At 53.8% G+C, this 25,047-nt stretch carries 22 protein-coding genes; 6 read left to right on the top strand and 16 right to left on the bottom strand.

Annotation, left to right across the window (positions count from 1 at the left end; genetic code table 11):
• The first annotated feature begins 78 nt into the window (after positions 1-78).
• Positions 79-1,734, top strand: coding sequence for a glucan biosynthesis protein D (locus AC1UKS_RS07045; protein WP_482436205.1), 1,656 nt, complete (start codon positions 79-81; stop codon positions 1,732-1,734).
• Between the two features lie 41 nt (positions 1,735-1,775).
• On the opposite strand, the gene AC1UKS_RS07040 is transcribed toward AC1UKS_RS07045, so the two are convergent.
• On the bottom strand, positions 1,776-2,447 hold the full coding sequence (locus AC1UKS_RS07040; RefSeq protein ID WP_482436204.1) for a MarC family NAAT transporter: 672 nt from the start codon (positions 2,445-2,447) through the stop codon (positions 1,776-1,778).
• Positions 2,448-2,677: 230 nt separating this feature from the next.
• On the opposite strand from AC1UKS_RS07040, the gene AC1UKS_RS07035 reads away from it, so the two are divergent.
• The 3 genes from AC1UKS_RS07035 (at position 2,678) to yahO (ending at position 4,703) form a co-directional block, all read left to right on the top strand.
• Positions 2,678-3,001: a DUF3302 domain-containing protein gene (locus AC1UKS_RS07035; RefSeq protein ID WP_013203075.1), complete on the top strand. Its 324-nt coding sequence runs from the start codon at positions 2,678-2,680 to the stop codon at positions 2,999-3,001.
• A 4-nt stretch (positions 3,002-3,005) separates the two neighbouring features.
• The gene (locus AC1UKS_RS07030; protein ID WP_482436203.1) at positions 3,006-4,142 is read left to right on the top strand and encodes an HlyD family secretion protein; all 1,137 of its coding nucleotides are present in this window, start codon (positions 3,006-3,008) and stop codon (positions 4,140-4,142) included.
• 291 nt (positions 4,143-4,433) lie between these two features.
• Positions 4,434-4,703 carry a DUF1471 family periplasmic protein YahO gene (gene yahO, locus AC1UKS_RS07025; RefSeq protein WP_482436202.1) on the top strand — a complete coding sequence of 90 codons (270 nt, stop codon included), beginning with the start codon at positions 4,434-4,436 and terminating at the stop codon, positions 4,701-4,703.
• A gap of 135 nt (positions 4,704-4,838) precedes the next feature.
• On the opposite strand, the gene AC1UKS_RS07020 is transcribed toward yahO, so the two are convergent.
• From AC1UKS_RS07020 to lrhA, 15 genes are all read right to left on the bottom strand, one after another.
• Positions 4,839-5,288, bottom strand: a complete 450-nt coding sequence (locus AC1UKS_RS07020; protein WP_265911116.1) for a GNAT family N-acetyltransferase — start codon at positions 5,286-5,288, stop codon at positions 4,839-4,841.
• A gap of 187 nt (positions 5,289-5,475) precedes the next feature.
• A complete protein-coding gene (gene nuoN, locus AC1UKS_RS07015; RefSeq protein ID WP_013203080.1) occupies positions 5,476-6,933 on the bottom strand; it encodes an NADH-quinone oxidoreductase subunit NuoN in 1,458 nt (485 codons plus the stop codon).
• A 6-nt stretch (positions 6,934-6,939) separates the two neighbouring features.
• Positions 6,940-8,460, bottom strand: coding sequence for an NADH-quinone oxidoreductase subunit M (nuoM, locus tag AC1UKS_RS07010; RefSeq protein WP_265911117.1), 1,521 nt, complete (start codon positions 8,458-8,460; stop codon positions 6,940-6,942).
• Positions 8,461-8,555: 95 nt separating this feature from the next.
• The gene (gene nuoL / locus AC1UKS_RS07005; RefSeq protein ID WP_482436201.1) at positions 8,556-10,394 is read right to left on the bottom strand and encodes an NADH-quinone oxidoreductase subunit L; all 1,839 of its coding nucleotides are present in this window, start codon (positions 10,392-10,394) and stop codon (positions 8,556-8,558) included.
• Positions 10,391-10,693 (bottom strand): NADH-quinone oxidoreductase subunit NuoK, encoded by a 303-nt coding sequence (nuoK, locus tag AC1UKS_RS07000; protein WP_034894855.1) that lies wholly within the window; start codon positions 10,691-10,693, stop codon positions 10,391-10,393. The genes nuoL and nuoK overlap by 4 nt, the downstream gene beginning before the upstream one ends.
• Positions 10,690-11,244: an NADH-quinone oxidoreductase subunit J gene (gene nuoJ / locus AC1UKS_RS06995; RefSeq protein WP_013203084.1), complete on the bottom strand. Its 555-nt coding sequence runs from the start codon at positions 11,242-11,244 to the stop codon at positions 10,690-10,692. The genes nuoK and nuoJ overlap by 4 nt, the downstream gene beginning before the upstream one ends.
• 10 nt (positions 11,245-11,254) lie before the next feature.
• Positions 11,255-11,797 (bottom strand): NADH-quinone oxidoreductase subunit NuoI, encoded by a 543-nt coding sequence (gene nuoI, locus AC1UKS_RS06990; protein WP_265911119.1) that lies wholly within the window; start codon positions 11,795-11,797, stop codon positions 11,255-11,257.
• Positions 11,798-11,809: 12 nt separating this feature from the next.
• Positions 11,810-12,787 (bottom strand): NADH-quinone oxidoreductase subunit NuoH, encoded by a 978-nt coding sequence (nuoH, locus tag AC1UKS_RS06985; protein WP_013203086.1) that lies wholly within the window; start codon positions 12,785-12,787, stop codon positions 11,810-11,812.
• Positions 12,784-15,510 (bottom strand): NADH-quinone oxidoreductase subunit NuoG, encoded by a 2,727-nt coding sequence (gene nuoG, locus AC1UKS_RS06980; protein ID WP_482436200.1) that lies wholly within the window; start codon positions 15,508-15,510, stop codon positions 12,784-12,786. The genes nuoH and nuoG overlap by 4 nt, the downstream gene beginning before the upstream one ends.
• A gap of 61 nt (positions 15,511-15,571) precedes the next feature.
• Complete coding sequence (gene nuoF, locus AC1UKS_RS06975; protein ID WP_013203088.1) at positions 15,572-16,918, bottom strand: NADH-quinone oxidoreductase subunit NuoF; 1,347 nt, start codon at positions 16,916-16,918, stop codon at positions 15,572-15,574.
• Positions 16,915-17,430: an NADH-quinone oxidoreductase subunit NuoE gene (nuoE, locus tag AC1UKS_RS06970; RefSeq protein WP_013203089.1), complete on the bottom strand. Its 516-nt coding sequence runs from the start codon at positions 17,428-17,430 to the stop codon at positions 16,915-16,917. The genes nuoF and nuoE overlap by 4 nt, the downstream gene beginning before the upstream one ends.
• A 2-nt stretch (positions 17,431-17,432) precedes the next feature.
• Positions 17,433-19,232, bottom strand: coding sequence for an NADH-quinone oxidoreductase subunit C/D (gene nuoC / locus AC1UKS_RS06965; protein WP_013203090.1), 1,800 nt, complete (start codon positions 19,230-19,232; stop codon positions 17,433-17,435).
• Between the two features lie 160 nt (positions 19,233-19,392).
• On the bottom strand, positions 19,393-20,067 hold the full coding sequence (locus AC1UKS_RS06960) for a NuoB/complex I 20 kDa subunit family protein (RefSeq protein WP_482436199.1): 675 nt from the start codon (positions 20,065-20,067) through the stop codon (positions 19,393-19,395).
• Positions 20,068-20,082: 15 nt separating this feature from the next.
• Positions 20,083-20,520: an NADH-quinone oxidoreductase subunit A gene (locus AC1UKS_RS06955; RefSeq protein ID WP_013203092.1), complete on the bottom strand. Its 438-nt coding sequence runs from the start codon at positions 20,518-20,520 to the stop codon at positions 20,083-20,085.
• 669 nt (positions 20,521-21,189) lie between these two features.
• The gene (gene lrhA / locus AC1UKS_RS06950; protein WP_013203095.1) at positions 21,190-22,116 is read right to left on the bottom strand and encodes a transcriptional regulator LrhA; all 927 of its coding nucleotides are present in this window, start codon (positions 22,114-22,116) and stop codon (positions 21,190-21,192) included.
• A gap of 1,011 nt (positions 22,117-23,127) precedes the next feature.
• On the opposite strand from lrhA, the gene AC1UKS_RS06945 reads away from it, so the two are divergent.
• Both AC1UKS_RS06945 and yfbR read left to right on the top strand, forming a co-directional pair.
• Positions 23,128-24,342 (top strand): pyridoxal phosphate-dependent aminotransferase, encoded by a 1,215-nt coding sequence (locus tag AC1UKS_RS06945; protein WP_482436198.1) that lies wholly within the window; start codon positions 23,128-23,130, stop codon positions 24,340-24,342.
• A 108-nt stretch (positions 24,343-24,450) separates the two neighbouring features.
• Positions 24,451-25,047, top strand: coding sequence for a 5'-deoxynucleotidase (gene yfbR / locus AC1UKS_RS06940; RefSeq protein WP_013203098.1), 597 nt, complete (start codon positions 24,451-24,453; stop codon positions 25,045-25,047).

Below are 25,047 nucleotides of genomic sequence, written 5' to 3'. Positions count from 1 at the left end.
ATGCTGCCCGTCAGCGGCGGTGTGCAACACCACGACAGTCTCTACAAACTCCGTTCAGCAAAGGGAATGACTTCTGGCATGAATCGAAGAATGTTTATGAAAGCCTCAATGGCTTTCGCTACGGTAAGCGGCATGTCCGGTTTATCGACATTATTTGCACAGGCTGCCTGGGCTGATACCGATATCGCCGATGGCTCAGCAAAGAAATTTGATTTCGACGTGCTTAAGCAAATGGCGGCTGACCTCGCGAAAAAACCCTACGGTGGCGCGCCGTCACCGCTGCCAGCAACCCTGGCTACCATGACTCCGCAGGCTTATAACGAAATTCAGTACGACGCCAACCACTCACTGTGGAATGACATTCCTAATCGTGAGCTTGACGTTCAGTTCTTCCACGTCGGCATGGGCTTTAAACGCCGCCTGCGGATGTTCTCTGTCGACGCGTCCAGCCGTGAAGCCCGCGAAATCCACTTCCGTCCAGAGTTGTTCAATTACAACAACGCCAAAGTGGATATGAAACAGCTGGAAGGTAAAACCGATTTGGGCTTTGCCGGTTTCAGGGCGTTTAAAAAACCCGAGCTGGCCAGCAAGGACATCGTTTCCTTCCTCGGCGCAAGCTACTTCCGTGCCGTTGATGAGACCTATCAGTACGGTCTTTCCGCGCGTGGCGTGGCAATCAACACCTTCGGCAGCCATGAAGAGTTCCCTGACTTCACCGCGTTCTGGTTTGAAACGCCGAAGGCAGATGACACCACCTTCACCGTTTACACCTTGCTGGATGGCGAAAGCTGCACCGGCGCATTCAAATTCATCGTCCACTGCGAAGATAAGCGCGTGGTGATGGAAGTGGAAAACCATCTGTATGCCCGTAAAGATATTGAGCAGATGGGTATCGCGCCGATGACCACCATGTTCAGCTGCGGCAACAACGAACGCCGCATGTGCGACACCATCCACCCGCAAATTCATGACTCCGATCGTCTGGCGATGTGGACCGGGGTCGGTGAGTGGATCTGCCGCCCGCTGAACAACCCGCAGCGTCTGACCTACAACGCCTATAAGGATGAGAATCCGCGCGGCTTCGGTATGTTGCAGCTCAACCATGACTTCCAGGATTATCAGGATGTGATTGGCTGGTACAACAAGCGTCCAAGCCTGTGGGTTGAACCGGTCGGCAAATGGGGCAAAGGCGCAATTAACCTGATGGAAATCCCGACCACGGGCGAAACGCTGGATAACATTGTCTGCTTCTGGCGTCCTGAAGAGGCGATCAAAGCCGGCAGCGAACACAGCTTCAGCTACAAACTTTACTGGAGTGGTCTGCCACCGGTGCGTAGCGGCCTGTCCCGCGTGAACGCGACCCGTACCGGCATGGGCGGCTTCCCGGAAGGTTGGGCACCGGGCGAACACTATCCGGACGTCTGGGCACGTCGCTTCGCGGTCGACTTTGTCGGAGGCGATTTGAAAGCAGCCGCACCGAAAGGCATCGAGCCGGTGATCACCACCACCTCTGGCACCATCAAACAGGTTGAAATCCTCTACGTGGAGCCTATCGATGGCTACCGTATTCTGTTTGACTGGTATCCGAACAGTGACTCGGTGGAGCCGGTGAACCTGCGCCTGTTCCTGCGCACCAAAGACGAGACGCTGAGTGAAACCTGGCTGTATCAGTATTTCCCGCCCGCACCCGACAAGCGTAAATATGTCGATGACCGCCAGATGACGGCAGGTTAACCGACAGAAAAAGGGCCGCTCAGCGGCCCTTTTTTGTGGCTTCAGCTGGCTGGATAGGTCGAGATGATTTCCAGTATGCCGTTGATGATAAACTGCACGCCCATGCAAATCAGCAGAAAGCCCATCAGACGGGAAATGGCTTCAATCCCCCCTTTGCCCAACACGCGCATCACCCCACCCGCACTCCGCAAGCATATCCACAGCAGCACCCCGATCGACACAAAAATCAACGGTGGTGCTGCAAAGATCACCCACTCAGGAAAATCAACACCATGACGAATGGTTGAGGCTGAGCTTATTACCATCGCAATGGTGCCCGGACCGGCCGTGCTGGGCATCGCCAGCGGCACAAACGCGATGCTCGTCTCGGGTTCACGCGCCATCTCAGTAGCTTTACTCTGCGCTTCAGGTAAATTGACGCCCTTTGCTGGTGGGAACAGCATACGAAAGCCGATAAAGGCGACAATTAGCCCTCCGGCAATGCGCAGACCCGGAATGGAAATACCAAAGGTATTCATCACTATTTGCCCGGCATACCAGGCCACCATCAGGATAATAAAGACATACAGCGAAGCCATCATGGCTTCCTTATTGCGTTCGGCACTGCTCATCTCCCCCGCCAATCCGAGGAATAGCACCACGGTGGTTAAGGGGTTAGCAAGTGGCAGCAGAACCATTAATCCCAGTCCAATCGCCCTGAGTAAATCCATCATAATGATGCTCCCAATGTGGAGAGAAACAGCCACAAAATGCAGCCTGGCTCACAGAGTATAGAGAAGGTTAACCAAACAAAATATGAATCAGTGGACAGAAATAAAAGTGAAGGAGCTTAATTTATCTGGTTTGAGCTGGACCTTAATTATTGCACTGTCAGATTTAATGGCTGGCCAGTAAAGTTAAGGCTATATTTAAGCCAAATTAAATCACATCATTCGAGGCGAGTATGTTTCTTGACTACTTTGCGCTGGGTGTTCTGGTGTTCGTTTTTATCGTTATTTTTTACGGGATTATAATCCTGCATGATATCCCCTACCTGATAGCGAAATCACGTAATCATCCTCATGCCGATGCTATTCATGTTGCCGGCTGGGTCAGCCTGTTTACCCTGCATGTTATCTGGCCCTTTTTATGGATATGGGCCACCCTGTATCGTCCTGAAAGGGGGTGGGGAATGCAGAATGAAAGTGATGTTATCCAGCAATTGCAGCGACGCGTAACCGAGCTGGAGAAGAAACACCCTGACGTTAACGTGCCACCGCAGGAGTAATGTTATGGATCTGCTCATTATTCTTACCTACGTTGCGATTGCCTGGTCCATATTTAAAATCTTTAAGATCCCTGTCAATAAATGGACCGTGCCCACGGCGGTATTAGGCGGCGTACTCCTGGTTAGCGGATTGATTCTGCTGATGAATTACAATCATCCTTATACCTCGTTAGCGCAAAAGGCGGTGATTACCATCCCCGTGACGCCGCAGGTGACCGGAGTGGTCACTAAAGTCACCGACAAACAGAATGTGCATATTGAAAAAGGTGAAATGCTTTTTGAGATAGACAATACCCGCTTCCAGGCGCGTGTAGACCGGCTGCAGGCCGATCTGGTCAGCGCCATCCATAATATTCAGGCGATGAAGGGCCAGCTGGATGAAGCAATTGCCAATACCTCTAATGCCACTGCCGATCGCGATCGCCTGTTCACAGACTATCAGCGCTATCTGCGGGGGAGTAAGGCCAGGGTCAATCCGTTCTCTGAAAGAGATATCGATACGGCGCGACAAAACTTTTTAGCGCAGGATGCGCTGGTAAAAGGGTCACTGGCGGAGCAGGCGCAGATTAAGAGCCAGCTGGACAGTGAGGTTAACGGCGAACAATCGCAGATTGTCAGCCTCAGAGCGCAGCTGGCTGAGGCAAAATATAACCTCGATCAAACGGTGGTTCGCGCCCCAAGCAACGGCTATGTCACGCAGGTGTTGATCCGCCCAGGCACCTATGCCGCCGCGCTGCCGTTGCGGCCAGTGATGATTTTTGTCCCCGAGCAGACCCGGCAAATTATCGCGCAGTTCCGCCAAAACTCATTGCTGCGCCTTGAGCCAGGCGATGAAGCCGAAGCGGTATTTAATGCGTTACCGGGCGAAGTTTTCAGGGGCAAATTAATCCGCGTCCTGCCCGTGGTACCCGGTGGCGGTTATCAGGCGCAGGGTTCACTGCAGTCGCTGAATGTCACCCCCGGATCCGACGGTGTGCTGGTGGTGATTGAGCTGGATGCCAATCCTCAGATCGATTCCCTGCCTGACGGTATCTTTGCGCAGGTAGCGATTTATTCCGATCATTTCGCCCACGTCTCGGTGATGCGCAAAGTGTTATTACGGATGACCAGTTGGATGCACTACCTGTATCTTGACCATTAATTAATAAGCAGGCTATGGAAATAAATCAGTATGATATTAATCAGCCTAAATATTTCATCTGTATTATTGATAAATAGTTATACAAAAATATTCTACGTGTACAGATTAAAATTATCTGTTATTTATTTCGGTGAAATAAATAAATTCATCCCTGATGAATGGATGAAAAGCGGCTTTCATCACAAAACAAACAAATCGCACTAACGATATTAGACAGTGCCAATTGGGCAAACTATATATTTATTAGCATAAATCATTATCCACCTACCATTCTGTTAAAAGGAAATCCCGATGAAGAAGATCGTTCTTGGCGTCGCGTTATGTGCATTTTCGATCGGTTCATTTGCTGCAGAATTGATGACAAAAAATGAGTTTGAAAAGGTTCATGACCAATATACCAAAGTAGGAAGTGTCACCACCGCAGGTGAAACCAGCGCTGCAGATGCCAAAACCGAACTGTCGAAAATGGCAGATGATAAAGGCGGCGACATCTATGTCCTGAAATCAGGGAATACCAATAAAAAGGTCCACGCTACGGCTGATGTTTACAAGAAAAAGTAACCGTCTCAACGTTTCACTGAGAATGCCTGCTGGGTTAAGACAACAATACAGGCATTCTCAGCCATCAACGCCCCTTTTTTCCCGCGGCTCCTGACCCTATCTTCTTATCAGCCATCGCTCAGGGACGTGTTGTGTCTATTTTTGCATATCAATGTGCGGGATATTATCTTCCAGATATTCTTCGCTGACCGGCTCAAAGCCAAACCGACCATAGAAATCCTGCAGGTGGGCCTGCGCAGAGAGGAAGATGTTGTGCTGCGGCCAGAAGTGCTCGCAGGTGGCAATCGCCTGCTCCATCAGACGGTGCCCCAGACTCAACCCCCGGGCTTCGCTTGAGACAATCACTCTGCCAATCTTCACCGGCTTGTCCGCCGACTCTGGCGCAAGGATGCGGGCATAGGCCAACAATTGCTGATCGAATACCGCTAACAGATGGCGGTTTTCGCCCTGTAAATCGGCGCCATCAAGATCCTGATAAGGACAATTCTGTTCCACCACAAACACCGCATTGCGCAGCGCCAGCAGTTGATAAAGCTGAGCGACACTCAGCTCACTGTGGTGTAGATCCTGCCAGTACACTTCCATACTCTCTGCTCCATTATTCAGACATCTGAATAATGTACAGGTTTCTTAATCAGAACACTGCTGCCCACTTAACAAGATTTCTTGCAGGCCACGACAGCCAGAACTTGTGGTTACATCGATGAACGGTCCGAATGCAGGCGAAAAAAAACGGGCTCATATGAGCCCGTTTGTCGGTGGTTAACGTGGATTACATCAACGGTTGTGCCATCTGCACCAGCGAAATCAGTGGCTGAGGATAGATACCCAGCAGCAGCACCATAATCGCGGAAATCAGCACCACCACACCACCCGCCGTGAAGGCCCAGTTGGCCGGGGTATCACGCTGCAACAGCTCTGGCGGATTCAGATACAGGCTGACGGTAACGCGCAGATAGTAATAAAGACCAATCGCACTACCGACCACAACCGCACCCGTCAGCCACCACAGGTGTGCACCGACACCGACCGCGATGATGTAGAACTTACCAATAAAGCCCAGCGTCATCGGGATACCGGCCAATGACAGCATCATCACCGTCATCACCGCGGAGAGGATTGGACGGTGCCAGAACAGACCACGGTAAGAGTACAGCGAGTCAGCATCCGGCCCACGGTATGGGCTGGACATCAGGCTGACCACGCCAAACGCACCGAGGCTGCTGAACAGGTAACCGGCCAGGTACACACCGGTAGCTTCCAGCGACATCTGGTGCGTCTGAATCGCAATCAGCGCCACCAGCAGATAACCCAGGTGAGCGATGGACGAGTAGCCCAGCAGACGCTTAATGTTGCTCTGCGAGATCGCCATCAGGTTACCAAACAGAATTGAGGCCACCGCGATAATCGCCAGTACCGTCCGCACGGCTTCGCTATCCGCCACCGGCGCATAGAGGAACAGACGCATCACCACACCGAAGATGGCGATCTTGCTGGCGGTTGCCAGGAAAGTCGACACCGGAGCCGGTGCGCCCTGGTAGACATCCGGCGTCCACAGCTGGAAAGGCACCAGCGACAGCTTGAAGCCCAAACCGACAATCATCATCCCCAGCCCCGCCAGCAGCAGCGGTGCATGGATAATGCCGTCGTTCAGGCTCTTGCCCAGTGCCACAAAGCTCAGGTTGCCGGAGTCTGCGTAAATCAACGCCATACCGAACAGCAGGAAGGACGATGCCACGGCAGACATGATGGTGTATTTGATACTGGCTTCCAGCGAGCGTTTTTGCTGGAAGGCATAGCCGACCAGGCCGAACAGCGGCAGGGAAATCAGTTCAATGCCGATAAACAACGACGCCATATGATTGGCGCTGGCCAGCACGATGCCGCCCATTGCAGCAATCAGCACCAGCAGATAGAACTCTTCGCGGTTATCCGGGTAGCCCGCCAGCCATGGATAAGCAAAGGTGCAGGTCGCCAGGCTGGCAAGGATCACCAGCCCGGTATACAGCATCGAATACCCATCCACACGCAGCAGCGGCGTGACGTCCATCGGGCCAGCCTGGCCGACAAAGTACAGCGAGAACAGCGCAATGTTCAGGCCAATCACCGCCAGCGTGGCATTGACGAAGTGGTTGCGTCGCCACGCAATGGACAGCATCACAACTACCACCGTCAATCCGACGATCAGCAGCGGCAGAAGCGCGATCAATTGTTGAGGAGTTATTGTCATGGCGAATTACGGCCTTGTAGTTGTAATTGAAGCGGTATACCACTGCTGAATGTTACTCATCGCAGCATGTGAGGTGTCCAGAATCGGCTGTGGATAAACACCCAGCAGCACCAGCAGAACCACCAGCACCATAATCATCAGGAACTCACGGGCATTCATGCCGCGCAGAGGCGTTTCTGATTTTGGTGCGCCGTAATAAGCACGTTGCATCATGACCAGCGAGTAAACAGACGCGAACACCAGACCGAAGGTAGCGATAACGATAGTCACCGGCACGGTTTTGAAGCTTCCGGTCAGGATCATAAATTCCCCGACGAAGTTACCGGTGCCTGGCATACCCAGGTTGGCAACCGCGAAGAACAGTGACAGGCCCGGTAACCATTTGATGCGTGACCACAGGCCACCCATCTGACGCATATCACGGGTATGCAGACGCTCATACAGCTGACCACACAGGATAAACAGCGCGGCGGCTGACAGACCGTGAGCAATCATCTGCACCACTGCGCCCTGGAACGCCAGCTGGCTGCCGGTGTAGATAGCAATCAGCACGAAGCCCATGTGCGAAATGGAGGTGTAGGCAATCAGACGCTTAATGTCGTACTGCGAGAAGGCCATCCACGCGCCGTAGAAGATACCGATCAGGCCCAGCACCATCGCAATCGGGGCGAAATCGTGTGACGCATTCGGGAACAGCGGCAGGGCGAAACGCAGCAGACCGTAGGCTGCGGTTTTCAACAGAATGCCGGCCAGGTCAACCGAACCGGCGGTTGGTGCCTGACTGTGCGCATCCGGTAACCAGCCGTGCAGCGGAACCACCGGCATTTTCACCGCGAAAGCGATAAAGAAGCCCAGCATCAGCAGATATTCAACGTGGTGCGACATCGGCGTTTTCAACAGCTCTTCGTAGTTGAAGGTCCAGACGCCGGTCGCATTGTAATGCACAAATACCAGGCCCAGAATCGCAATCAACATGATCAGGCCGCTGGCCTGGGTATAGATGAAGAACTTGGTCGCTGCGCTGATACGCGTTTTACCGTCCGATGCTTTGTGACCCCACAAGGCGATCAGGAAGTACATCGGCACCAGCATCATTTCCCAGAAGAAGAAGAACAGGAACATGTCGATGGCAAGGAACACGCCGATCACGCCGCCAAGGATCCACAGCAGGTTCAGGTGGAAGAAGCCCTGCCATTTTTCAATTTCATTCCACGAACAGAGGATCGCCATCACGCCCAGCAGGCCGGTCAGCACCACCATCAGCAGTGAAAGACCATCCAGCGCCAGATGCACGTTAATACCAAAACGTGGGATCCACGAGACGAAGAATTCAGACTGCCACTGCGGAATGCCGGCGGCCTGAGTCAGTGAGTAGCCGCCCTGCAACCAGAGTTGCAATGAGAGCGCCAGCGTCAATCCCATTGAGATCAGGGCTATCCAGCGCGGAACTTTTGCACCGAAGCGCTCAAGCTGCCAGCAAAGCAGGCCACCGATGAACGGGATTAATATAAGCCAGGGTAATAACATGGCGGTTTTCTTCCCTTCTTTAGTCCCCTGTCAGGGGAATTTTTCACAATTCTTTGATGGGGTAAGGCAGACCGCCTTACCCCGCTCACTAACCTTTAGATCGTCATCAGCAGCGCCAGCACCACCACGGCACCCACGCTCATTGACGCGACATACCAGCGCAGATAGCCGTTTTCGCTGACCACCAGCCCTTTGTTCGCCAGACGGGAGAACAGAGCAGGCAGACTCATCAGGCCGTCGAGGGGATCGCGTTTCAGCACCCAGGCGACGAACAGATAAGGCTTAACGAACACTTTGTCGTACAGCCAGTCGAAGCCCCAGGCCGCAAACCACCAGGTCGAGAAGAAACGACCCGGCGCGCTTTTGGCGATGCTGGTTACCAGCGTGCGTTTGCCTAACCACAGGGCGGCGGCCAGCAGGATACCGACAATAGCCACCACGCCAGAGATGATTTCCAATGCCAGCACGCTGCCATGCGCCAGTTCGGTGGTATCCGGCAGAACGCCTTTCAGCGGCGGCACGATCATTGCGCCAATAAAGGTTGAGAGGATAAGCAGCACAATCAGCGGCAGGTGATGGGTGATCCCTTTGCCGGCATGTGCATGAATTTTCTCTTCGCCATGGAAGGTGATGAAGATCATTCGGAAGGTATACAGCGAGGTCATAAATGCCCCCACCAGACCTGCCACCATCAGCGTCAGATGCCCGTTCGCCAGCGCGCCAGCAAGGATTTCGTCCTTACTGAAGAAGCCAGCGGTAATCAGAGGCAGGGCTGACAGCGCCGCGCCACCCACCAGGAAGCAGACGTAGACCAGCGGGATGCTTTTACGCAGGCCACCCATCTTGAAGATATTCTGCTCATGATGGCAGGCGAGGATCACCGAACCGGAAGAGAGGAACAGCAGCGCTTTAAAGAACGCATGGGTCATCAGGTGGAAGATCGCCGCATCCCAGGCCTGAACGCCCAGTGCGAGGAACATGTACCCAATCTGACTCATGGTTGAGTAAGCGAGAACGCGTTTGATATCGGTCTGCACCAGCGCAGCAAAGCCGGCCAGCACCAGGGTGATCGCGCCGACAATGCCCACTAAATGCAGCACTTCAGGCGTCAGCAGGAACAGGCCGTGGCTACGTGCAATCAGATAGACACCGGCGGTCACCATGGTTGCCGCGTGGATCAGCGCCGAAACCGGCGTTGGACCGGCCATCGCATCCGCCAGCCACGTTTGCAGCGGCAGCTGTGCTGATTTACCCACGGCACCGCCCAGCAGCATCAACGTTGCCCACTGCAACATATGATTGTCGGCAGCGAAGTGCGCAGGCGCCAGCTCAACCATTTCACGGAAGTTTAGCGTACCCAGCTCGTTGTAAAGAATGAACAACGCAAAGGCCAGGAACACGTCACCCACACGGGTGATGATGAAAGCTTTCATCGCCGCCGCGCCGTTTTTCGGGTCGGTGTAATAGAAGCCAATCAGCAGGTAAGAGCAGAGGCCCACCCCTTCCCAACCCAGATACATCAGCATCAGGTTATCGGCCAGTACCAGAACCACCATGCTGGCGATAAACAGGTTGGTATAGGCGAAGAAGCGGGAATAGCCCTCTTCCCCACGCATATACCAGGAGGCGAACATATGAATAAAGAAGCCCACACCGGTCACCACCGACAACATGGTCAGCGACAGGCCGTCCAGCGTGAAGTTGACGTCGATCTTAAAGTTGCCAACCTGCATCCAGGTCCACAGCGCCTGAGTGTAAGGTGCCTGACCCTGACTGAAGAAGTCCATGCCAACGAAGACCGTGGTCAGCGCCGCCAGACCGACGGAGCCCATACCCACAGTGGCCGAAAGATTTTCTGACCAGCGGCCGCGAGAAAAGGCCAGCAGCAGAAAGCCAATCAGCGGAAAAAGTACTGTTAAATAGAGAAGATTCATCCGCGCATCTCGCTCACTTTATCAATGTTGAGGTTCTGGCTGCGACGATGGAGCTGAAGCAGCAGCGCAAGGCCAATACTGGCCTCGGCAGCAGCAAGGCTGATCGCCAGGATATACATCACCTGTCCGTCTGCCTGTCCCCAGTAGCTGCCCGCGACCACGAACGCCAGTGCTGCGGCGTTAATCATGATTTCAAGGCTAATCAACATAAACAGCAGGTTACGACGGATTACCACGCCCGTCAGTCCAAGGACAAACAGGATGGCTGCCAGAATCAGGCCGTGTTGAAGAGGGATCATGCGCGTTCCTCCTTGTTGCTTTTCGGTGCGTCACCCGGACGGTTGCTCAGGACTTCGCCCTGACGCTGTTCGCGTCCGATGTGGTAAGCCACCACCAGACCCGCCAGCAGCAGCATTGAAGCCAGCTCAACCGCCAGAACATAAGGACCAAACAGGCTGATGCCGACCGCTTTCGCGTCGATCATCGTGCCATCAATGCCCTGGTCGTTAACGGAGCGGATGGCGTAAATCATCACGCCCAGCAGCACCAGCGACAGGACGCCAGGTCCAATCCACACGGTCGGTTTCAGCCACTCGCGTTCCTGCGCTTGCACGCTCTCACCGAGGTTCAGCATCATGACCACAAAGACGAACAGCACCATGATCGCACCGGCATAAACGATGATTTCCAGCGCACCGGCAAAGTAAGCCCCGAGCGAGAAAAATACCCCGGCAACGGCCAGCAGGGAGATGATCAGATACAGCAGTGCGTGGACCGGGTTGGTGTGGGTGATAACACGCAACGTTGTCAGCACCGCCACCAGTCCGCAAAGATAAAAAGCAAATTCCATGCCTGGCTCCTTAAGGTAACAAGCCCTTGACGTCGATAGGTTTGGCTTCGTTTTGCGCGTCGCCCTTGTCTTTCCCGTCGATCGCCATACCCGCCATACGGTAAAAGTTATATTCCGGGTATTTGCCCGGGCCGGAAATCAGCAGGTTTTCTTTTTCGTACACCAGATCCTGACGCTTAAACTCGCCCAGTTCGAAGTCTGGGGTAAGCTGAATCGCAGTGGTCGGGCAAGCCTCTTCACACAGGCCACAGAAGATGCAGCGCGAGAAGTTGATACGGAAGAATTCTGGATACCAGCGTCCATCCTGGGTTTCTGCTTTCTGCAAAGAAATACAGCCAACCGGACAGGCTACCGCACACAGGTTACAGGCTACGCAGCGTTCCTGGCCGTCCGGATCGCGGGTTAACACGATACGGCCACGGTAACGTGGCGGCAGGTAAACCGGCTCCTCCGGATACATCATGGTTTCACGCTTGGCGAACGCGTTCATCCCAATCAGGAAGATACTGCGAACCGTGGTGCCAAATCCCACCACCAGGTCTTTTAATGTCATTATCTTTACCCCTTACTGCGCGTTGTAAAGAATCACTGCGGCAGTTGCCAGCAGGTTCAACAGCGTCAACGGCAGACAAACTTTCCAGCCGAACGACATCACCTGGTCATAGCGTGGGCGCGGTAACGCAGCACGGATCAGAATGAACATCATCATGAAGAACGCCGTTTTGATGGCGAACCAGATAACCGGTGGCAACCACGGGCCGTTCCAGCCGCCGAAGAACAGCGTCACGATCAGCGAAGAAACCGTCACGATACCGACATACTCACCGACGAAGAACAGGCCGAACTTCATACCGGCATATTCAATGTGGTAACCGTCGGCCAGTTCCTGCTCGGCTTCCGGCTGGTCAAACGGATGACGGTGACATACCGCAACGCCGGCAATGGCGAAGGTCAGGAAGCCGAGGAACTGTGGCACGATATTCCACAAATGTTGCTGGCTGTTGACGATATCGACCATATTGAACGAACCGGCCTGCGCTACGACGCCCATCAGCGACAGGCCGAGGAACACTTCGTAGCTCAGCGTCTGCGCCGAGGCACGCATTGCGCCCAGCAGGGAATATTTGTTGTTACTGGACCAGCCAGCAAACAACACCGCATACACCGCCAGACCCGCCATCATCAGGAAGAACAGCAGACCGATATTCAGGTCCGCGCCCATCCAGGTGGAGGTGACCGGCACGATAGCCATCGCCAGCAGTAAAGAGGTGAAGGCAATCATTGGCGCCAGGGTGAAGATTACCCGGTCGGTAAACGGCGGCGTCCAGTCTTCTTTGAAGAACATTTTGATCATGTCTGCCACCAGCTGAAGCGAGCCGCCCCAGCCAACGCGGTTTGGTCCGTAACGATTCTGGAACAGACCGAGCAGACGACGTTCGCCAAAGCTCATGAATGCACCACAGCCAACCACCACAAACAGGATCACTAACGCTTTACCTACGGCAATCAGAACATCGATAACTTCCGGTGTCAGCCAGCTCATTGTGCCGCCTCCTGCAGATTGTCAATGTTGGCACCCAGCAGGAATGGCGGGATACCCGGCAGACCTAATGGCAGACCAACCTGCCCTGCCTGCAACGTTTCAGAGAAACGCACCGGGAGACGAAGGGTTTCACCGGCACAGCTGAACTCGACCTCCGTCCCGGCATTCACGCCGAGCGTGGCCGCATCCGCCGGGTTCACCATCACATACGCCTCGGGCATACGCTGCTGGATCACGCCGGAGCGCTGGGTCATCTCTTCACTGCCGAACAGGTGGAAGTAAGGCGCGACGCGGAAGTTATTTGCCTGACCGGCAAACACGTCGGGAACCGCATCAAACCAGTCCAGCTGCGCATCACCGGCTTCAAACAGACGCACGCCCGGATCGCCGTTACGCAGTTTTCCGCCCACTTCGTCCTGGAATTTGTTCCAGGCCTGTGGGGAGTTCCAGCCTGGCGCCCAGGCAAACGGGATCTGCGAACGGGCCGCGGACGGCTGGTTGTTCCCTTCCATCGAGAAAGCGAACATGGTGTCTTTGTCCTGCGGCTGACGCGGTTCGTGCACGCTGATATTGGCGCGCATCGCGGTACGACCACTTGAACGCGCCGGGGAACGGGCCAGTTTCTGACCACGAATACGGAAGCTGGCATCCGGTGCCGCGTCCTTGATCCCCGCCAGCTGCGGCAGTGCCGCGATACAGGCGTCGATCACGTGATCCAGTTGGGTCCAGTCCGGCTGACGGCTGGTGATGGTGCTGGACAGCGAGTGCAGCCAGCGCCAGCTTTCCAGCATTTCAACGGTGGTGTCATAGTAGGCCGGGTCATAAACCTGGAAGAAACGCTGTGCGCGGCCTTCCTGATTCACCACGGTGCCATCGCTTTCCGCGAAGCTGGCCGTAGAGAGGATCAAACCGGCTTTTTCCGTGGTCGCTGTCCGCTGGTGATCGATGACGATCACGTTGGAGACGTTGCTCAGCGCCGCATCGACTTTCGCTTTCGGAGCCTGACGATAAAGGTCGTTTTCCAGCACGATAACCGCATCGGCTGCGCCACTCTCCAGTTCGTCCAGCGCCGTTTCCAGCGGGTTGCCGCCAATCAGGCCGAGGCCCACGCTGTTTGCCGCACCGGCCAACAGGGTGATACCGACGTCCGATCCGCGTCCTTTCAGTGCCTTGGCCACGTTGGCCGCCGCCTGAATCATCGCTTCGCTGCCTGCATGCACGCCAGAGATAATCAGTGGCTTTCTTGCACCGGCCAGCGCCTGAACGATCACGTCAATTTTGCCTGCCAGTGAACGATCGATGCCGCTCACCGCAGGCGCCGTTTCGTCCAGCGCGTTAGCGATAGCGAAACCTAAACGCGCCTGATCTTCGACCGGCGCGCAGTAGGTCCACGCGGCGATGTCATCCAGACGGGTTTTATCGACGTTAGTGACGAACAGCGGATGCTTGGCGTTCTGACCGATGTTGAGGATCGCCGCGATCTGCCAGTCTGCCACTTTCTGGGCCGCTGCCATCTCGCGCGATTTCCCTTTCACCGCCTGACGCACCGAGAGCGCAACGCGCGCACCGACCTGAGTCAGATCTTCGCCGAGCACCAGCACCGCATCGTAGCTTTCAATTTCACGCAGCGCCGGGGTGTGGACACCACTGTCGCGCAGTACGTTCAGCATCAGCTCCAGACGCGCCTGCTCGGCTGCCGGAATACCGGTGGAAAAGTTTGCGGCACCCACCAGCTCACGCAGCGCAAAGTTGCTCTCTACGCTGGCACGCGGTGAACCGATACCGATCACTTTCTTCGCCTGACGCAACACGTCTGCGGCACCCTGCATGGCCTGATCGGCATTCAGCGCGATCCAGTCATTGCCACGGCGCTGCATTGGCTGACGCGGACGATCTTTCAGGTTCACATAGCCATAGCCAAAGCGGCCACGGTCACAGAGGAAGTAGTGGTTGATGACGCCGTTATAGCGGTTCTCGATGCGGCGAATTTCGCCATAACGCTCACCCGGGCTGGTGTTACAACCGATGCTGCACTGCTGGCAGATGCTTGGGGCGTACTGCATGTCCCACTTACGGTTATAACGCTCTGAGTGCGTTTTATCGGTGAACACGCCGGTTGGGCAGACTTCGACCAGGTTACCGGAGAATTCGCTTTCCAGCGTACCGTCTTCCGGGCGACCGAAGTAGACGTTGTCGTGAGCGCCATACACGCCCAGATCGGTGCCATCGGCATAATCTTTGTAGTAACGCACGCAGCGATAACAGGCGATACAGCGATTCATTTCATGGGAAATGAACGGGCCGAGATCCTGATTACGGTGAGTACGTTTAGTGAAGCGGTAGCGGCGGAAGCTGTGGCCGGTCATCACGGTCATATCCTGAAGGTGGCAGTTACCGCCCTCTTCGCAGACCGGACAATCGTGTGGGTGGTTGGTCATCAGCCACTCCACCACGCTTTCGCGGAACTCTTTCGCTTCGCCATCGTCAATCGAGATGAACGTGCCGTCGGATGCCGGTGTCATACAGGACATCACCAGGCGACCACGGGTATCTTCGGCATTCTGGAATTGCTTCACCGCACACTGGCGGCAGGCACCGACGCTACCGAGCGCCGGGTGCCAGCAAAAATAAGGAATATCTAAGCCGAGGGAGAGGCAAGCCTGAAGCAGGTTGTCCGCACCATCAACATCATATTCTTTACCGTCTACATGAATTGTAGCCATAGTGAACATGCTTCCGTAAGGCTCGTCTGAGACGAGCGTTAATCAATTCAAATCTGCAGTGTTACCAGCGCGCCTTTAACAGGTTTGGCTGGATACCGGCAATCGCGTGCGCATTGCTGTAGACCTGAGGCGCGATACCCGCCTCAAACTCTTCGCGGAAATATTTGATCGCGCTTTGCAGTGGCTCTACTGCACCTGGCGCGTGCGCACAGAAGGTTTTACCCGGGCCGAGCTGGCGGCAAAGTTGCAGCAGGGTTTCGATATCGCCCGGCTGCCCTTCTTTGCGCTCCAGCGCGCGGAGGATTTTCACACTCCACGGCAGGCCGTCACGGCATGGCGTACACCAGCCGCAGGATTCACGGGCAAAAAACTCTTCCAGGTTACGCACCAGCGACACCATGCCGATTTCGTGATCGACGGCCATCGCCAGCGCCGTTCCCAGACGGCTTCCGGCTTTACCAATGCTGGCAAACTCCATCGGCAGGTCGAGGTGGGATTCGGTCAGGAAGTCAGTCCCTGCACCGCCTGGCTGCCAGGCTTTGAATTTCAGGCCATCGCGCATGCCGCCGGCGTAATCCTCAAGGATCTCACGGGCGGTGGTGCCAAACGGCAGCTCCCAGACGCCTGGGTTTTTCACCCGGCCGGAGAAGCCCATCATTTTGGTGCCGGTGTCATCGCTGGTTGAAATGCCTTTGTACCAGTCAACGCCGTTGGCGAGGATCGCCGGAACGTTGGACAGGGTTTCCACGTTGTTTACGCAGGTCGGCTTGCCCCAGGCACCTGCAGAAGCAGGGAACGGCGGCTTGGAGCGCGGGTTAGCACGACGTCCTTCCAGCGAGTTAATCAGCGCGGTTTCTTCACCACAGATATAACGGCCCGCACCAGTGTGAACGATCAGCTCGAAGTCAAAACCGGTTCCGAGGATATTTTTCCCGAGGTAACCGGCTTCAGTTGCTTCCGCAATCGCCCGACGTAAGTTCACTGCCGCTTCGATGTATTCGCCGCGCAGGAAGATGTAGCCACGGTAGGTTTTCAGCGCGAATGCACTGATCAGCATGCCTTCCACCAGCTGATGCGGCATTTGCTCCATCAACAGACGGTCTTTATAGGTGCCCGGTTCCATTTCATCGGCGTTACACAGCAGGTAACGGATGTTCATGGATTCGTCTTTCGGCATCAGGCTCCACTTCAGACCGGTTGAGAAACCTGCGCCACCGCGGCCTTTCAGGCCGGAGTCTTTTACCGCTGCCACAATTTCATCCTGTGACATGGTTTTCAGCGCTTTATCCGCACCGGCATAACCGTTTTTGCTGCGGTATTCGTCAAAGAACACCGGCTGCTTGTCGTCACGCAGACGCCAGGTCAGCGGATGCATTTCGGCAGTACGAATGATCTGTTTGAATGTCATTGATACTGCTCCAGTAAGTTGACGATGTTTTCCGGCGTCAGGTGAACGTGCGTATCTTCGTCCACCATCATCGTCGGGCCCTTGTCACAGTTGCCGAGGCAGCAGGTTGGCAGCAGCGTAAAGCGGCCATCCGCCGTGGTCTGGCCAGGCTTGATATTCAGGTTGTCTTCTAATGCCGCCTGAATGCCCTGGAAACCGGTGATATGGCACACCACGCTGTCGCAATAACGTATCACGTGACGGCCGACCGGCTGACGGAAGATCTGGCTGTAAAACGTTGCCACGCCTTCAACATCACTGGCCGGAATGCCCAGCACATCAGCAATGGCATGGATCGCGCCATCCGGCACCCAGCCACGCTGTTTCTGCACAATTTTCAGTGCTTCAATCGACGCGGCGCGGGCATCTTCGTAGTGGTGCTTCTCATGCTCGATAGCGTCACGTTCCAACGTGCTCAGCACAAAAGCGTTGTTATCCTCGATCGTTTCGATCGCAATTCTTTGATCGTGCATAATTAGCGGTCCACGTCTGACATAACAAAATCGATACTACCGAGGTATACGATCAGATCGGATACCAGGCTGCCGTTGATCACTGACGGGATCTGCTGCAGGTGCGGGAAGCTCGGCGTCCGCACACGGGTGCGGTAGCTCATGGTGCTGCCGTCGCTGGTCAGGTAGTAACTGTTGATCCCTTTCGTCGCTTCAATCATCTGGAAGGATTCGTTGGCCGGCATCACCGGGCCCCACGACACCTGCAGGAAGTGAGTAATCAGAGTTTCGATATGCTGCAGCGTGCGCTCTTTCGGTGGCGGCGTTGTCAGCGGATGATCCGCTTTGAATGGGCCTTCCGGCATGTTGTTCAGACACTGTTCAAGAATGCGCAGACTCTGGCGCATCTCTTCCATCTTCAGCATCACACGGGTGTAAGCACAGCTCACGCCATCGCCAATCGGTATTTCGAAGTCGAAGTTTTCGTAGCCGGAGTACGGACGCCATTTACGCACGTCGAAGTCCAGACCCGTCGCACGCAGACCGGCGCCTGTAGTACCCCAGGCTAATGCTTCTTCCATGTTGTAGGCAGAAACGCCTTTCGAACGGGCGATCAGCACCGAGTTTTTCAGCGCGGTTTGCTCGTATGCCTTCAGACGTTTTGGCAGCCAGTTGATGAACTCACGCAGCAGGCCTTCCCAGCCTTTCGGCAGGTCGTGCGCCACGCCGCCAATGCGGAACCAGGCCGGATGCATACGGAAACCGGTGATGGCTTCAACCACGTCGTAAATTTTCTGGCGATCGGTAAAGGCAAAGAACACCGGAGACATCGCCCCAACGTCCTGAATAAAGGTCGAGATATACAGCAGGTGGCTGTTTATACGGAACAGCTCTGAAAGCATCACGCGGATCACGTCAACGCGCTCGGGCACCTTAATACCGGCCAGCTTTTCAACCGCCAGTACGTACGGCATTTCGTTTACGCAACCGCCAAGGTATTCGATGCGGTCAGTGTAAGGAATGTAGCTGTGCCAGGACTGACGTTCACCCATTTTCTCTGCGCCACGGTGGTGGTAACCCACGTCCGGCACACAGTCAACAATCTCTTCGCCATCCAGCTGCAGAATGATGCGGAAAGCACCGTGCGCTGACGGGTGGTTAGGCCCGAGGTTGAGGAACATAAAGTCCTCAGTCGCGTTGCCACGCTTCATGCCCCAGTCTTCCGGCTTGAAGGTCATCTGCTCCATCGCCAAATCTTCCGTTTTCTTCGTCAGCTCAAACGGATCGAATTCGGTGGCGCGTGCCGGATAGTCTTTACGCAGCGGATGCCCTTCCCAGTCCTGCGGCATCATGATGCGCGTCAGGTGCGGGTGGCCATCAAAGGTGATGCCGAACATTTCCCAGGTTTCACGCTCATACCAGTTGGCATTGGCGAAAATTTTGGTGACGGTTGGCACATGCAGGTCGTTTTCAGACAACGCCACCTTGAGCATGATGTCACGGTTACGTTCAATGGAAATGAAGTGATAGAAAACGGAAAAATCCGCGGCAGGTAAACCGGCGCGGTGAGTACGAAGACGCTCATCCATCCCATGTAAGTCATACAGCATCACATAAGGTTTTGGCAGCTTGCGTAAGAATTCTACGATCTCCAGCAGCTGTTCCCGCTTCACCCACACCACCGGCACGCCGGTACGGGTAGGCTGAACGGTGAAGGCATCAGGCCCAAAACGGTTACGCAGCTCGCCGATCACCGGGTCATCCTGGTGATCACGGGTTTGCCATTCAGGCTGAGCGAGATCTTGCGTGGTCAAATCAGTCATAAGTTGTTCACCCTGTGGGCCTGCAGGCAGGCACTCAGTATTGGCGTCAGGATGGACCGTGCGCGTGTTGTGATTTTTATACGCTGTCGGGCATCCATAAACTGCTCTACCTGCTGTTCTGACGCTGCGAAGGCTCGCAACGTCTTAATGGCGGTAGCGGTTAAATTTCGTCAGGTGTGCGCAGGTTGGTGACGGCAATACGTTCAGCCTGCTTTCTTTCGCGCTCGGACTGCATATTGGCGCGATAAACACCCTGATCGCCCACCACCCACGAGAGCGGACGACGCTCTTTACCAATGGATTCCTGCAGCAGCAGCAGTGCCTGCATGTAGGCTTCTGGGCGCGGTGGGCAACCCGGAATATAGACGTCAACAGGCAGGAATTTATCCACGCCCTGCACCACCGAGTAGATGTCATACATCCCGCCGGAGTTGGCGCAGGCACCCATTGAGATCACCCACTTTGGCTCCAGCATCTGGTCATACAGACGTTGGACTACCGGTGCCATTTTGGTGAAGCAGGTTCCTGCAACCACCATAAAGTCGGCCTGGCGTGGCGAGGCGCGGATAACTTCCGAACCAAAACGCGCCACGTCGTGCACCGAGGTGAACGAGGTGGTCATTTCGACGTAACAGCAGGAGAGACCGAAGTTAAACGGCCAGAGTGAGTTTTTGCGTCCCCAGTTCACCATGTCGTGCATGGCATTTTCTAACTTGCCCATGTAGACGTTTTGATGAACGTGTTTTTCCAGAGGATCGGTGACGATCTCCTGTTTTTGCAATGGGTAACGGTCATTCTCGCCGTTCGGGTCCGCGCGGGTGAGCGTATAGTCCATCTTTAAGCCTCGCTTTTACTGCGTATGACGGTTGGAATGCGAGATGGTAGTGGGTTTGACAACGACACGACGAGGTGCAGGAGCCCAATCCAGCGCGCGGATCCGCACCAGATAAACCAAACCAGCCAGCAGTACCAAAATGAAAATTGTGGCTTCCACGAAGCCGATCCAGCCGCTTTCACGGATGGCAGTCGACCAGGCGTATAAATAGAGGGCTTCAACGTCGAAGATGACGAAGAACATGGCCACCAGGTAGAACTTGGCAGACATTCGAAGGTGGGTCGTTCCTACCGCAGGGGCTCCGGACTCGAAAGGCGTGTTGGTATAGCGTCCACGGGCTTTTCCGCCTAAAAACCATGCTCCGGCCAACATTGCGCAGCAAAGGCCAATTGCGACAATCAGGAATACGGCAAAAGCCCAGTGATGGGCGATAACTTCAGTAGTTGTAGACATACGCTCTGCTTAACTCAACTCGGGGTGCCCGGTATTCTGCTCTGTAATTGGCAGTTGACCTACCCCATCGATTCAAGGGAAAAATAAAAAACCTTATAAACTTTGCTGACTTTTTTGATTAGGCAGCGATTTTATGTGGTTTTTTACTCCTTTCTATAACCTTCTGTCAACTTTGACAAAAGTATCCACACATTAATTTACACCCGCAGCATTTATTTAACATATGATGCGCAGAAAGTGAGCTAAATCGAGTCAGTTCAGCTTCTCAGTCAAAGTGTAGCGGGTATTTCCCTGTGCGGATCGCGGATTTAACAACGCCTATTTTGGCAGGATTCTGCGGGTTTTCCTTCCCCTTATTGGGGCTATTTTTTTGATCCAGCACACACTTTTGCCTTTTATGAGTTAAAAAGCAGCACAATTCAGTGCGCAAAATCAATTCAATAAATAGTTTCTTTGCTGACAGAAATTGTCTTAAACAGTGAAAATATGTCGCGAAGGGTTTTTGCATCAGCAGAGAAATTTGCGGGGAATTTTGCGGCAAAAAAGAGCGAGAAAATTTCAATAAAAAAGCCCTTCAATGCAAAGATGCACTGAAGGGCTTTATTTCTGTAAACAGTTCTTATTAAGTGTTAAAAATTAACAACTAAAATTAAACTTTCACAGCGAAACTTACTCATCTTCATCCGTCAGCGAAGCGGCATCCTGAGCGGCAAGCGTCAGGTTGTACGGATCGTTGCTGGATTCCATGGCATTAAAGATGGCCAGCGCCAGTTCGTTGTCACTTTCCGGATTACGACACAGCAGGTATTCGGTATCAGGCAGAACCGGCAGACCTTCTGCCGCACCCATTACGCGCAGTTCCGGGCTCATCATCTCAACCGGACGTGCAGTTACGCCCAGACCCGCTTTCACCGCTGCGCGTACGGCCGCAAGAGTGGAAGCAACATAAGAGATGCGCCATGGGATGCCAGCCTCATTGAGGTGGTCAATGGCCATATCACGGTACGGGCTTGGCTCGTCCAGCAGTACCAGAGGAATCGCTTCCCCGCGCTGGAAGATATAGTCAGCGGCGCAATACCAAAGGGTCGGAGAAGTACGCAATACCTGGAAGGCGAAGTTCATCGGGCTCGAGGTGGTCACAACTAAGTCCACTTCACCCTGATTTAACATCTCCATCATGAACGGATTGCGCTTCACCCGCACATCAATCGCCAGCTTGGGATAGACAGACGTGACGCGGTTCAGCAAGAAAGGCAGGATGGTATCAGACGTATCATCAGAAGCACCGATAGTCAGTACGCCCTGAATATTGCTGTACATCAACGAAGTACAGGCTTCGTCGTTAAAACGAAGGATCTTTCTGGCATAGCCAAGAAGCTGAATACCATGTTCCGTCAATAATTTATTACGTCCATGTCTGGCAAACAGTTCTTTGCCAACCAGTTGTTCCAGACGCTGCATCTGCTGGCTAACCGCTGATTGCGTTCTGCAAACCGCAGCTGCTGCCGCAGCAAAGGTGTTCAGATCGGCAACAGCAACAAATGTTCTCAGCAGATCGAGGTCAAGATTGAGGATCGGACGATTTGCACTAGTCATTTTTTCTTCACTTTATAAGATTTATACGAACAGCTACCCTGGTGTCATTATCTGCTGTATCAATAGGATACAGTGATAACAATGGCGTAATGCGGTGCGCTGAACTGCACGTTGCACTACTTTTTCTCGCAGACGTCAAAACTCCATCAGCCTGAATGTCCCCGGTATTAACCGCAGGTGGAGCCGATGACAGTTTGTTCCATCTGATACATCACTTCGGTGTGCAGCACTGACTCATAAGAAACAGAAAGCGGCACTAATATGGTCACATAACGCCGCCAGCCTGACAGTAATGCCGGACTACGGTGCTGATAGTGTAAAAAAACCATGTAAAATTGAAAAACCAGAACGCTGTAGATACAGCGGAAAAATGATAAGCCCTACTTAAGGTTACCGGTGACAGTATACGACGTAATATCACCTGAGAAACCTGCACGCCCGGCGCAAGGTCCTCTGGTTATTATCCTGCCATACTGTCGTTTACTTTTTAAGCCCCAATCCTATTATTCTTATCAGTAAAGTAACATTTTATTGGCCAAAGCCCGGCTATCAGGCCTTACGATACAAAAATTTATCATTCAGTGCCCGGGTGCCTGACTCAAGGTAAAGGTGGACCACTTCGTTGCGGGTAAGCCCTTGAAAATAGCCCTAAGCCAAACTGGTTGATTTTTAACCACTCAATTAAGACAATTTTGACAATTACAGAGTTCATCAATCCACCGAATTTTACCAAATTCTTACATATTTAAGTCTTTCAAGACCCATTAGTGCCCTTCCTCCTCAATAAGAAGACTCGCATTTCAGTTTTTAGTTTCAGCATGATGAGAATAGTCAGCATTTTATGCCAACTCATTGGCTGCATCCCTTCCCTCCTCCCGGCCACAACCGTTTTCATCCGGTAACCCACCAAAGCCTGCTGATGCCCTTCAAAAGCACCGCAGACAGGAGTACATTGTGCTGGTTTAGTTTTCCATGGCAGGAAGGCAGTTCTGCAAGTCAAAGGCGAGAGAAATGAATCCAATTGAAAAATCAAGCAAACTGGATAACGTGTGTTACGACATCCGTGGACCGGTATTAAAAGAAGCAAAGCGTCTTGAGGAAGAAGGCAATAAGGTCCTTAAGCTGAATATCGGCAATCCAGCGCCGTTTGGTTTTGAAGCCCCCGATGAGATCCTGGTAGATGTGATCCGTAATCTGCCGAGCGCGCAGGGTTATTGTGATTCAAAAGGCCTCTACTCCGCCCGGAAAGCCATCGTTCAGCATTATCAGGCGCGCGGTATGCGCGACATGACAGTGGAAGATGTCTATATCGGCAACGGCGTTTCCGAACTGATCGTGCAATCGATGCAGGCGTTGCTGAATATGGGCGACGAGATGCTGGTTCCGGCACCGGATTATCCGCTGTGGACTGCTGCCGTGTCTCTTTCCAGCGGTAAAGCGGTGCATTACCTCTGTGACGAATCCGCCGGTTGGTTCCCGGACCTCGACGATATTCGCAGTAAAATCACCCCACGCACCCGTGGCATCGTGATTATTAACCCTAATAACCCGACCGGTGCGGTATACAGCAAAGAGCTGTTGCTGGAAGTGGTGGAAATCGCGCGTCAGCATAATTTGATTATTTTTGCTGATGAGATCTACGACAAAATCCTGTACGACGCGGCACAGCATCATTCTATTGCCACTCTGGCCCCCGACCTGCTGACCATCACCTTTAATGGCCTGTCCAAAACCTATCGCGTGGCCGGTTTCCGCCAGGGTTGGATGGTGCTGAATGGCCCGAAGAAGCACGCGAAAGGCTATATCGAAGGTCTTGAAATGCTCGCATCCATGCGACTGTGCGCCAACGTGCCTGCACAGCATGCGATTCAGACGGCATTGGGCGGATACCAGAGCATCAGCGAGTTTATCGTCCCTGGCGGTCGGCTCTATGAGCAGCGCAACCGGGCATGGGAATTGATCAATGAGATCCCAGGCGTCAGCTGCGTTAAGCCTGACGGCGCGCTCTATATGTTCCCAAAAATTGACGCCAGGAAGTTCAACCTGCACGATGACCAGAAAATGGTGCTGGACTTCCTGCTGCAGGAAAAAGTGCTGCTGGTTCAGGGCTCCGCCTTTAACTGGCCGTATCCAGACCATGTCCGAATCGTCACCCTGCCTCACGTTAACGATCTGGAAATGGCCATCAGCAAGTTTGGTCGCTTCCTCGAAGGTTACCGTCAGTAATCTGTAGCAAAACCGCCACTGACGCCATCATCAGTATGGCGTTATACTGGCAGCTTGGGGAACGGAGCCGTCCGTTCCCCGCAGTCACGCTACAGGAAATCGCCACACATGAACCAGAGCCATTTTTTCGCCCATCTTTCCCGTCTTAAGCTGATCAATCGCTGGCCTCTGATGCGCAACGTGCGCACTGAAAATGTTTCCGAACACAGCCTGCAGGTGGCAATGGTCGCCCATGCGCTGGCGGTGATCAAAAATCAAAAATTCAATGGCAACCTGAATGCTGAACGCATCGCGATGATGGCGATCTACCATGACGCCAGCGAAGTGCTGACCGGCGATTTACCGACGCCGGTCAAGTATTACAACGCACAGATTGCCCATGAATACAAAAAAATCGAAAAGATTGCCCAGCAAAAGCTGATTGAAATGCTGCCTGAAGAGCTGCGCAACGCTTACCGGCCGTTGCTGGATGAGCATCAGCACAGCGAAGAAGAAAAAGCGATTGTGAAACAGGCTGATGCGCTTTGCGCCTACCTGAAATGTCTGGAAGAACTCTCTGCCGGTAACCATGAATTTCAGCTGGCAAAGGCCCGGCTTGAGAAAACCCTTAGCGAGCGCCACAGCCCTGAAATGGACTACTTTGTTGAGGTGTTTGTCCCGAGCTTCAGCCTGTCGCTGGATGAAATCAGTCAGGATTCGCTGTAG

The organism is Erwinia sp. AK-PDG3-5 (genome assembly GCF_056821705.1).
The sequence above is the reverse complement of the archived record's forward strand: the minus strand, read 5'-3'. Positions and strand labels throughout refer to the sequence as shown.

Excerpts from the sequence above, each read along its gene's own strand:
- AC1UKS_RS07045 (WP_482436205.1), top strand. The coding sequence starts at position 79 with ATGAATCGAAGAATGTTTATGAAAGCCTCAATGGCTTTCGCTACGGTA.
- AC1UKS_RS07040 (WP_482436204.1), bottom strand. The coding sequence starts at position 2,447 with ATGATGGATTTACTCAGGGCGATTGGACTGGGATTAATGGTTCTGCTG.
- AC1UKS_RS07035 (WP_013203075.1), top strand. The coding sequence starts at position 2,678 with ATGTTTCTTGACTACTTTGCGCTGGGTGTTCTGGTGTTCGTTTTTATC.
- AC1UKS_RS07030 (WP_482436203.1), top strand. The coding sequence starts at position 3,006 with ATGGATCTGCTCATTATTCTTACCTACGTTGCGATTGCCTGGTCCATA.
- yahO (WP_482436202.1), top strand. The coding sequence starts at position 4,434 with ATGAAGAAGATCGTTCTTGGCGTCGCGTTATGTGCATTTTCGATCGGT.
- AC1UKS_RS07020 (WP_265911116.1), bottom strand. The coding sequence starts at position 5,288 with ATGGAAGTGTACTGGCAGGATCTACACCACAGTGAGCTGAGTGTCGCT.
- nuoN (WP_013203080.1), bottom strand. The coding sequence starts at position 6,933 with ATGACAATAACTCCTCAACAATTGATCGCGCTTCTGCCGCTGCTGATC.
- nuoM (WP_265911117.1), bottom strand. The coding sequence starts at position 8,460 with ATGTTATTACCCTGGCTTATATTAATCCCGTTCATCGGTGGCCTGCTT.
- nuoL (WP_482436201.1), bottom strand. The coding sequence starts at position 10,394 with ATGAATCTTCTCTATTTAACAGTACTTTTTCCGCTGATTGGCTTTCTG.
- nuoK (WP_034894855.1), bottom strand. The coding sequence starts at position 10,693 with ATGATCCCTCTTCAACACGGCCTGATTCTGGCAGCCATCCTGTTTGTC.
- nuoJ (WP_013203084.1), bottom strand. The coding sequence starts at position 11,244 with ATGGAATTTGCTTTTTATCTTTGCGGACTGGTGGCGGTGCTGACAACG.
- nuoI (WP_265911119.1), bottom strand. The coding sequence starts at position 11,797 with ATGACATTAAAAGACCTGGTGGTGGGATTTGGCACCACGGTTCGCAGT.
- nuoH (WP_013203086.1), bottom strand. The coding sequence starts at position 12,787 with ATGAGCTGGCTGACACCGGAAGTTATCGATGTTCTGATTGCCGTAGGT.
- nuoG (WP_482436200.1), bottom strand. The coding sequence starts at position 15,510 with ATGGCTACAATTCATGTAGACGGTAAAGAATATGATGTTGATGGTGCG.
- nuoF (WP_013203088.1), bottom strand. The coding sequence starts at position 16,918 with ATGACATTCAAACAGATCATTCGTACTGCCGAAATGCATCCGCTGACC.
- nuoE (WP_013203089.1), bottom strand. The coding sequence starts at position 17,430 with ATGCACGATCAAAGAATTGCGATCGAAACGATCGAGGATAACAACGCT.
- nuoC (WP_013203090.1), bottom strand. The coding sequence starts at position 19,232 with ATGACTGATTTGACCACGCAAGATCTCGCTCAGCCTGAATGGCAAACC.
- AC1UKS_RS06960 (WP_482436199.1), bottom strand. The coding sequence starts at position 20,067 with ATGGACTATACGCTCACCCGCGCGGACCCGAACGGCGAGAATGACCGT.
- AC1UKS_RS06955 (WP_013203092.1), bottom strand. The coding sequence starts at position 20,520 with ATGTCTACAACTACTGAAGTTATCGCCCATCACTGGGCTTTTGCCGTA.
- lrhA (WP_013203095.1), bottom strand. The coding sequence starts at position 22,116 with ATGACTAGTGCAAATCGTCCGATCCTCAATCTTGACCTCGATCTGCTG.
- AC1UKS_RS06945 (WP_482436198.1), top strand. The coding sequence starts at position 23,128 with ATGAATCCAATTGAAAAATCAAGCAAACTGGATAACGTGTGTTACGAC.
- yfbR (WP_013203098.1), top strand. The coding sequence starts at position 24,451 with ATGAACCAGAGCCATTTTTTCGCCCATCTTTCCCGTCTTAAGCTGATC.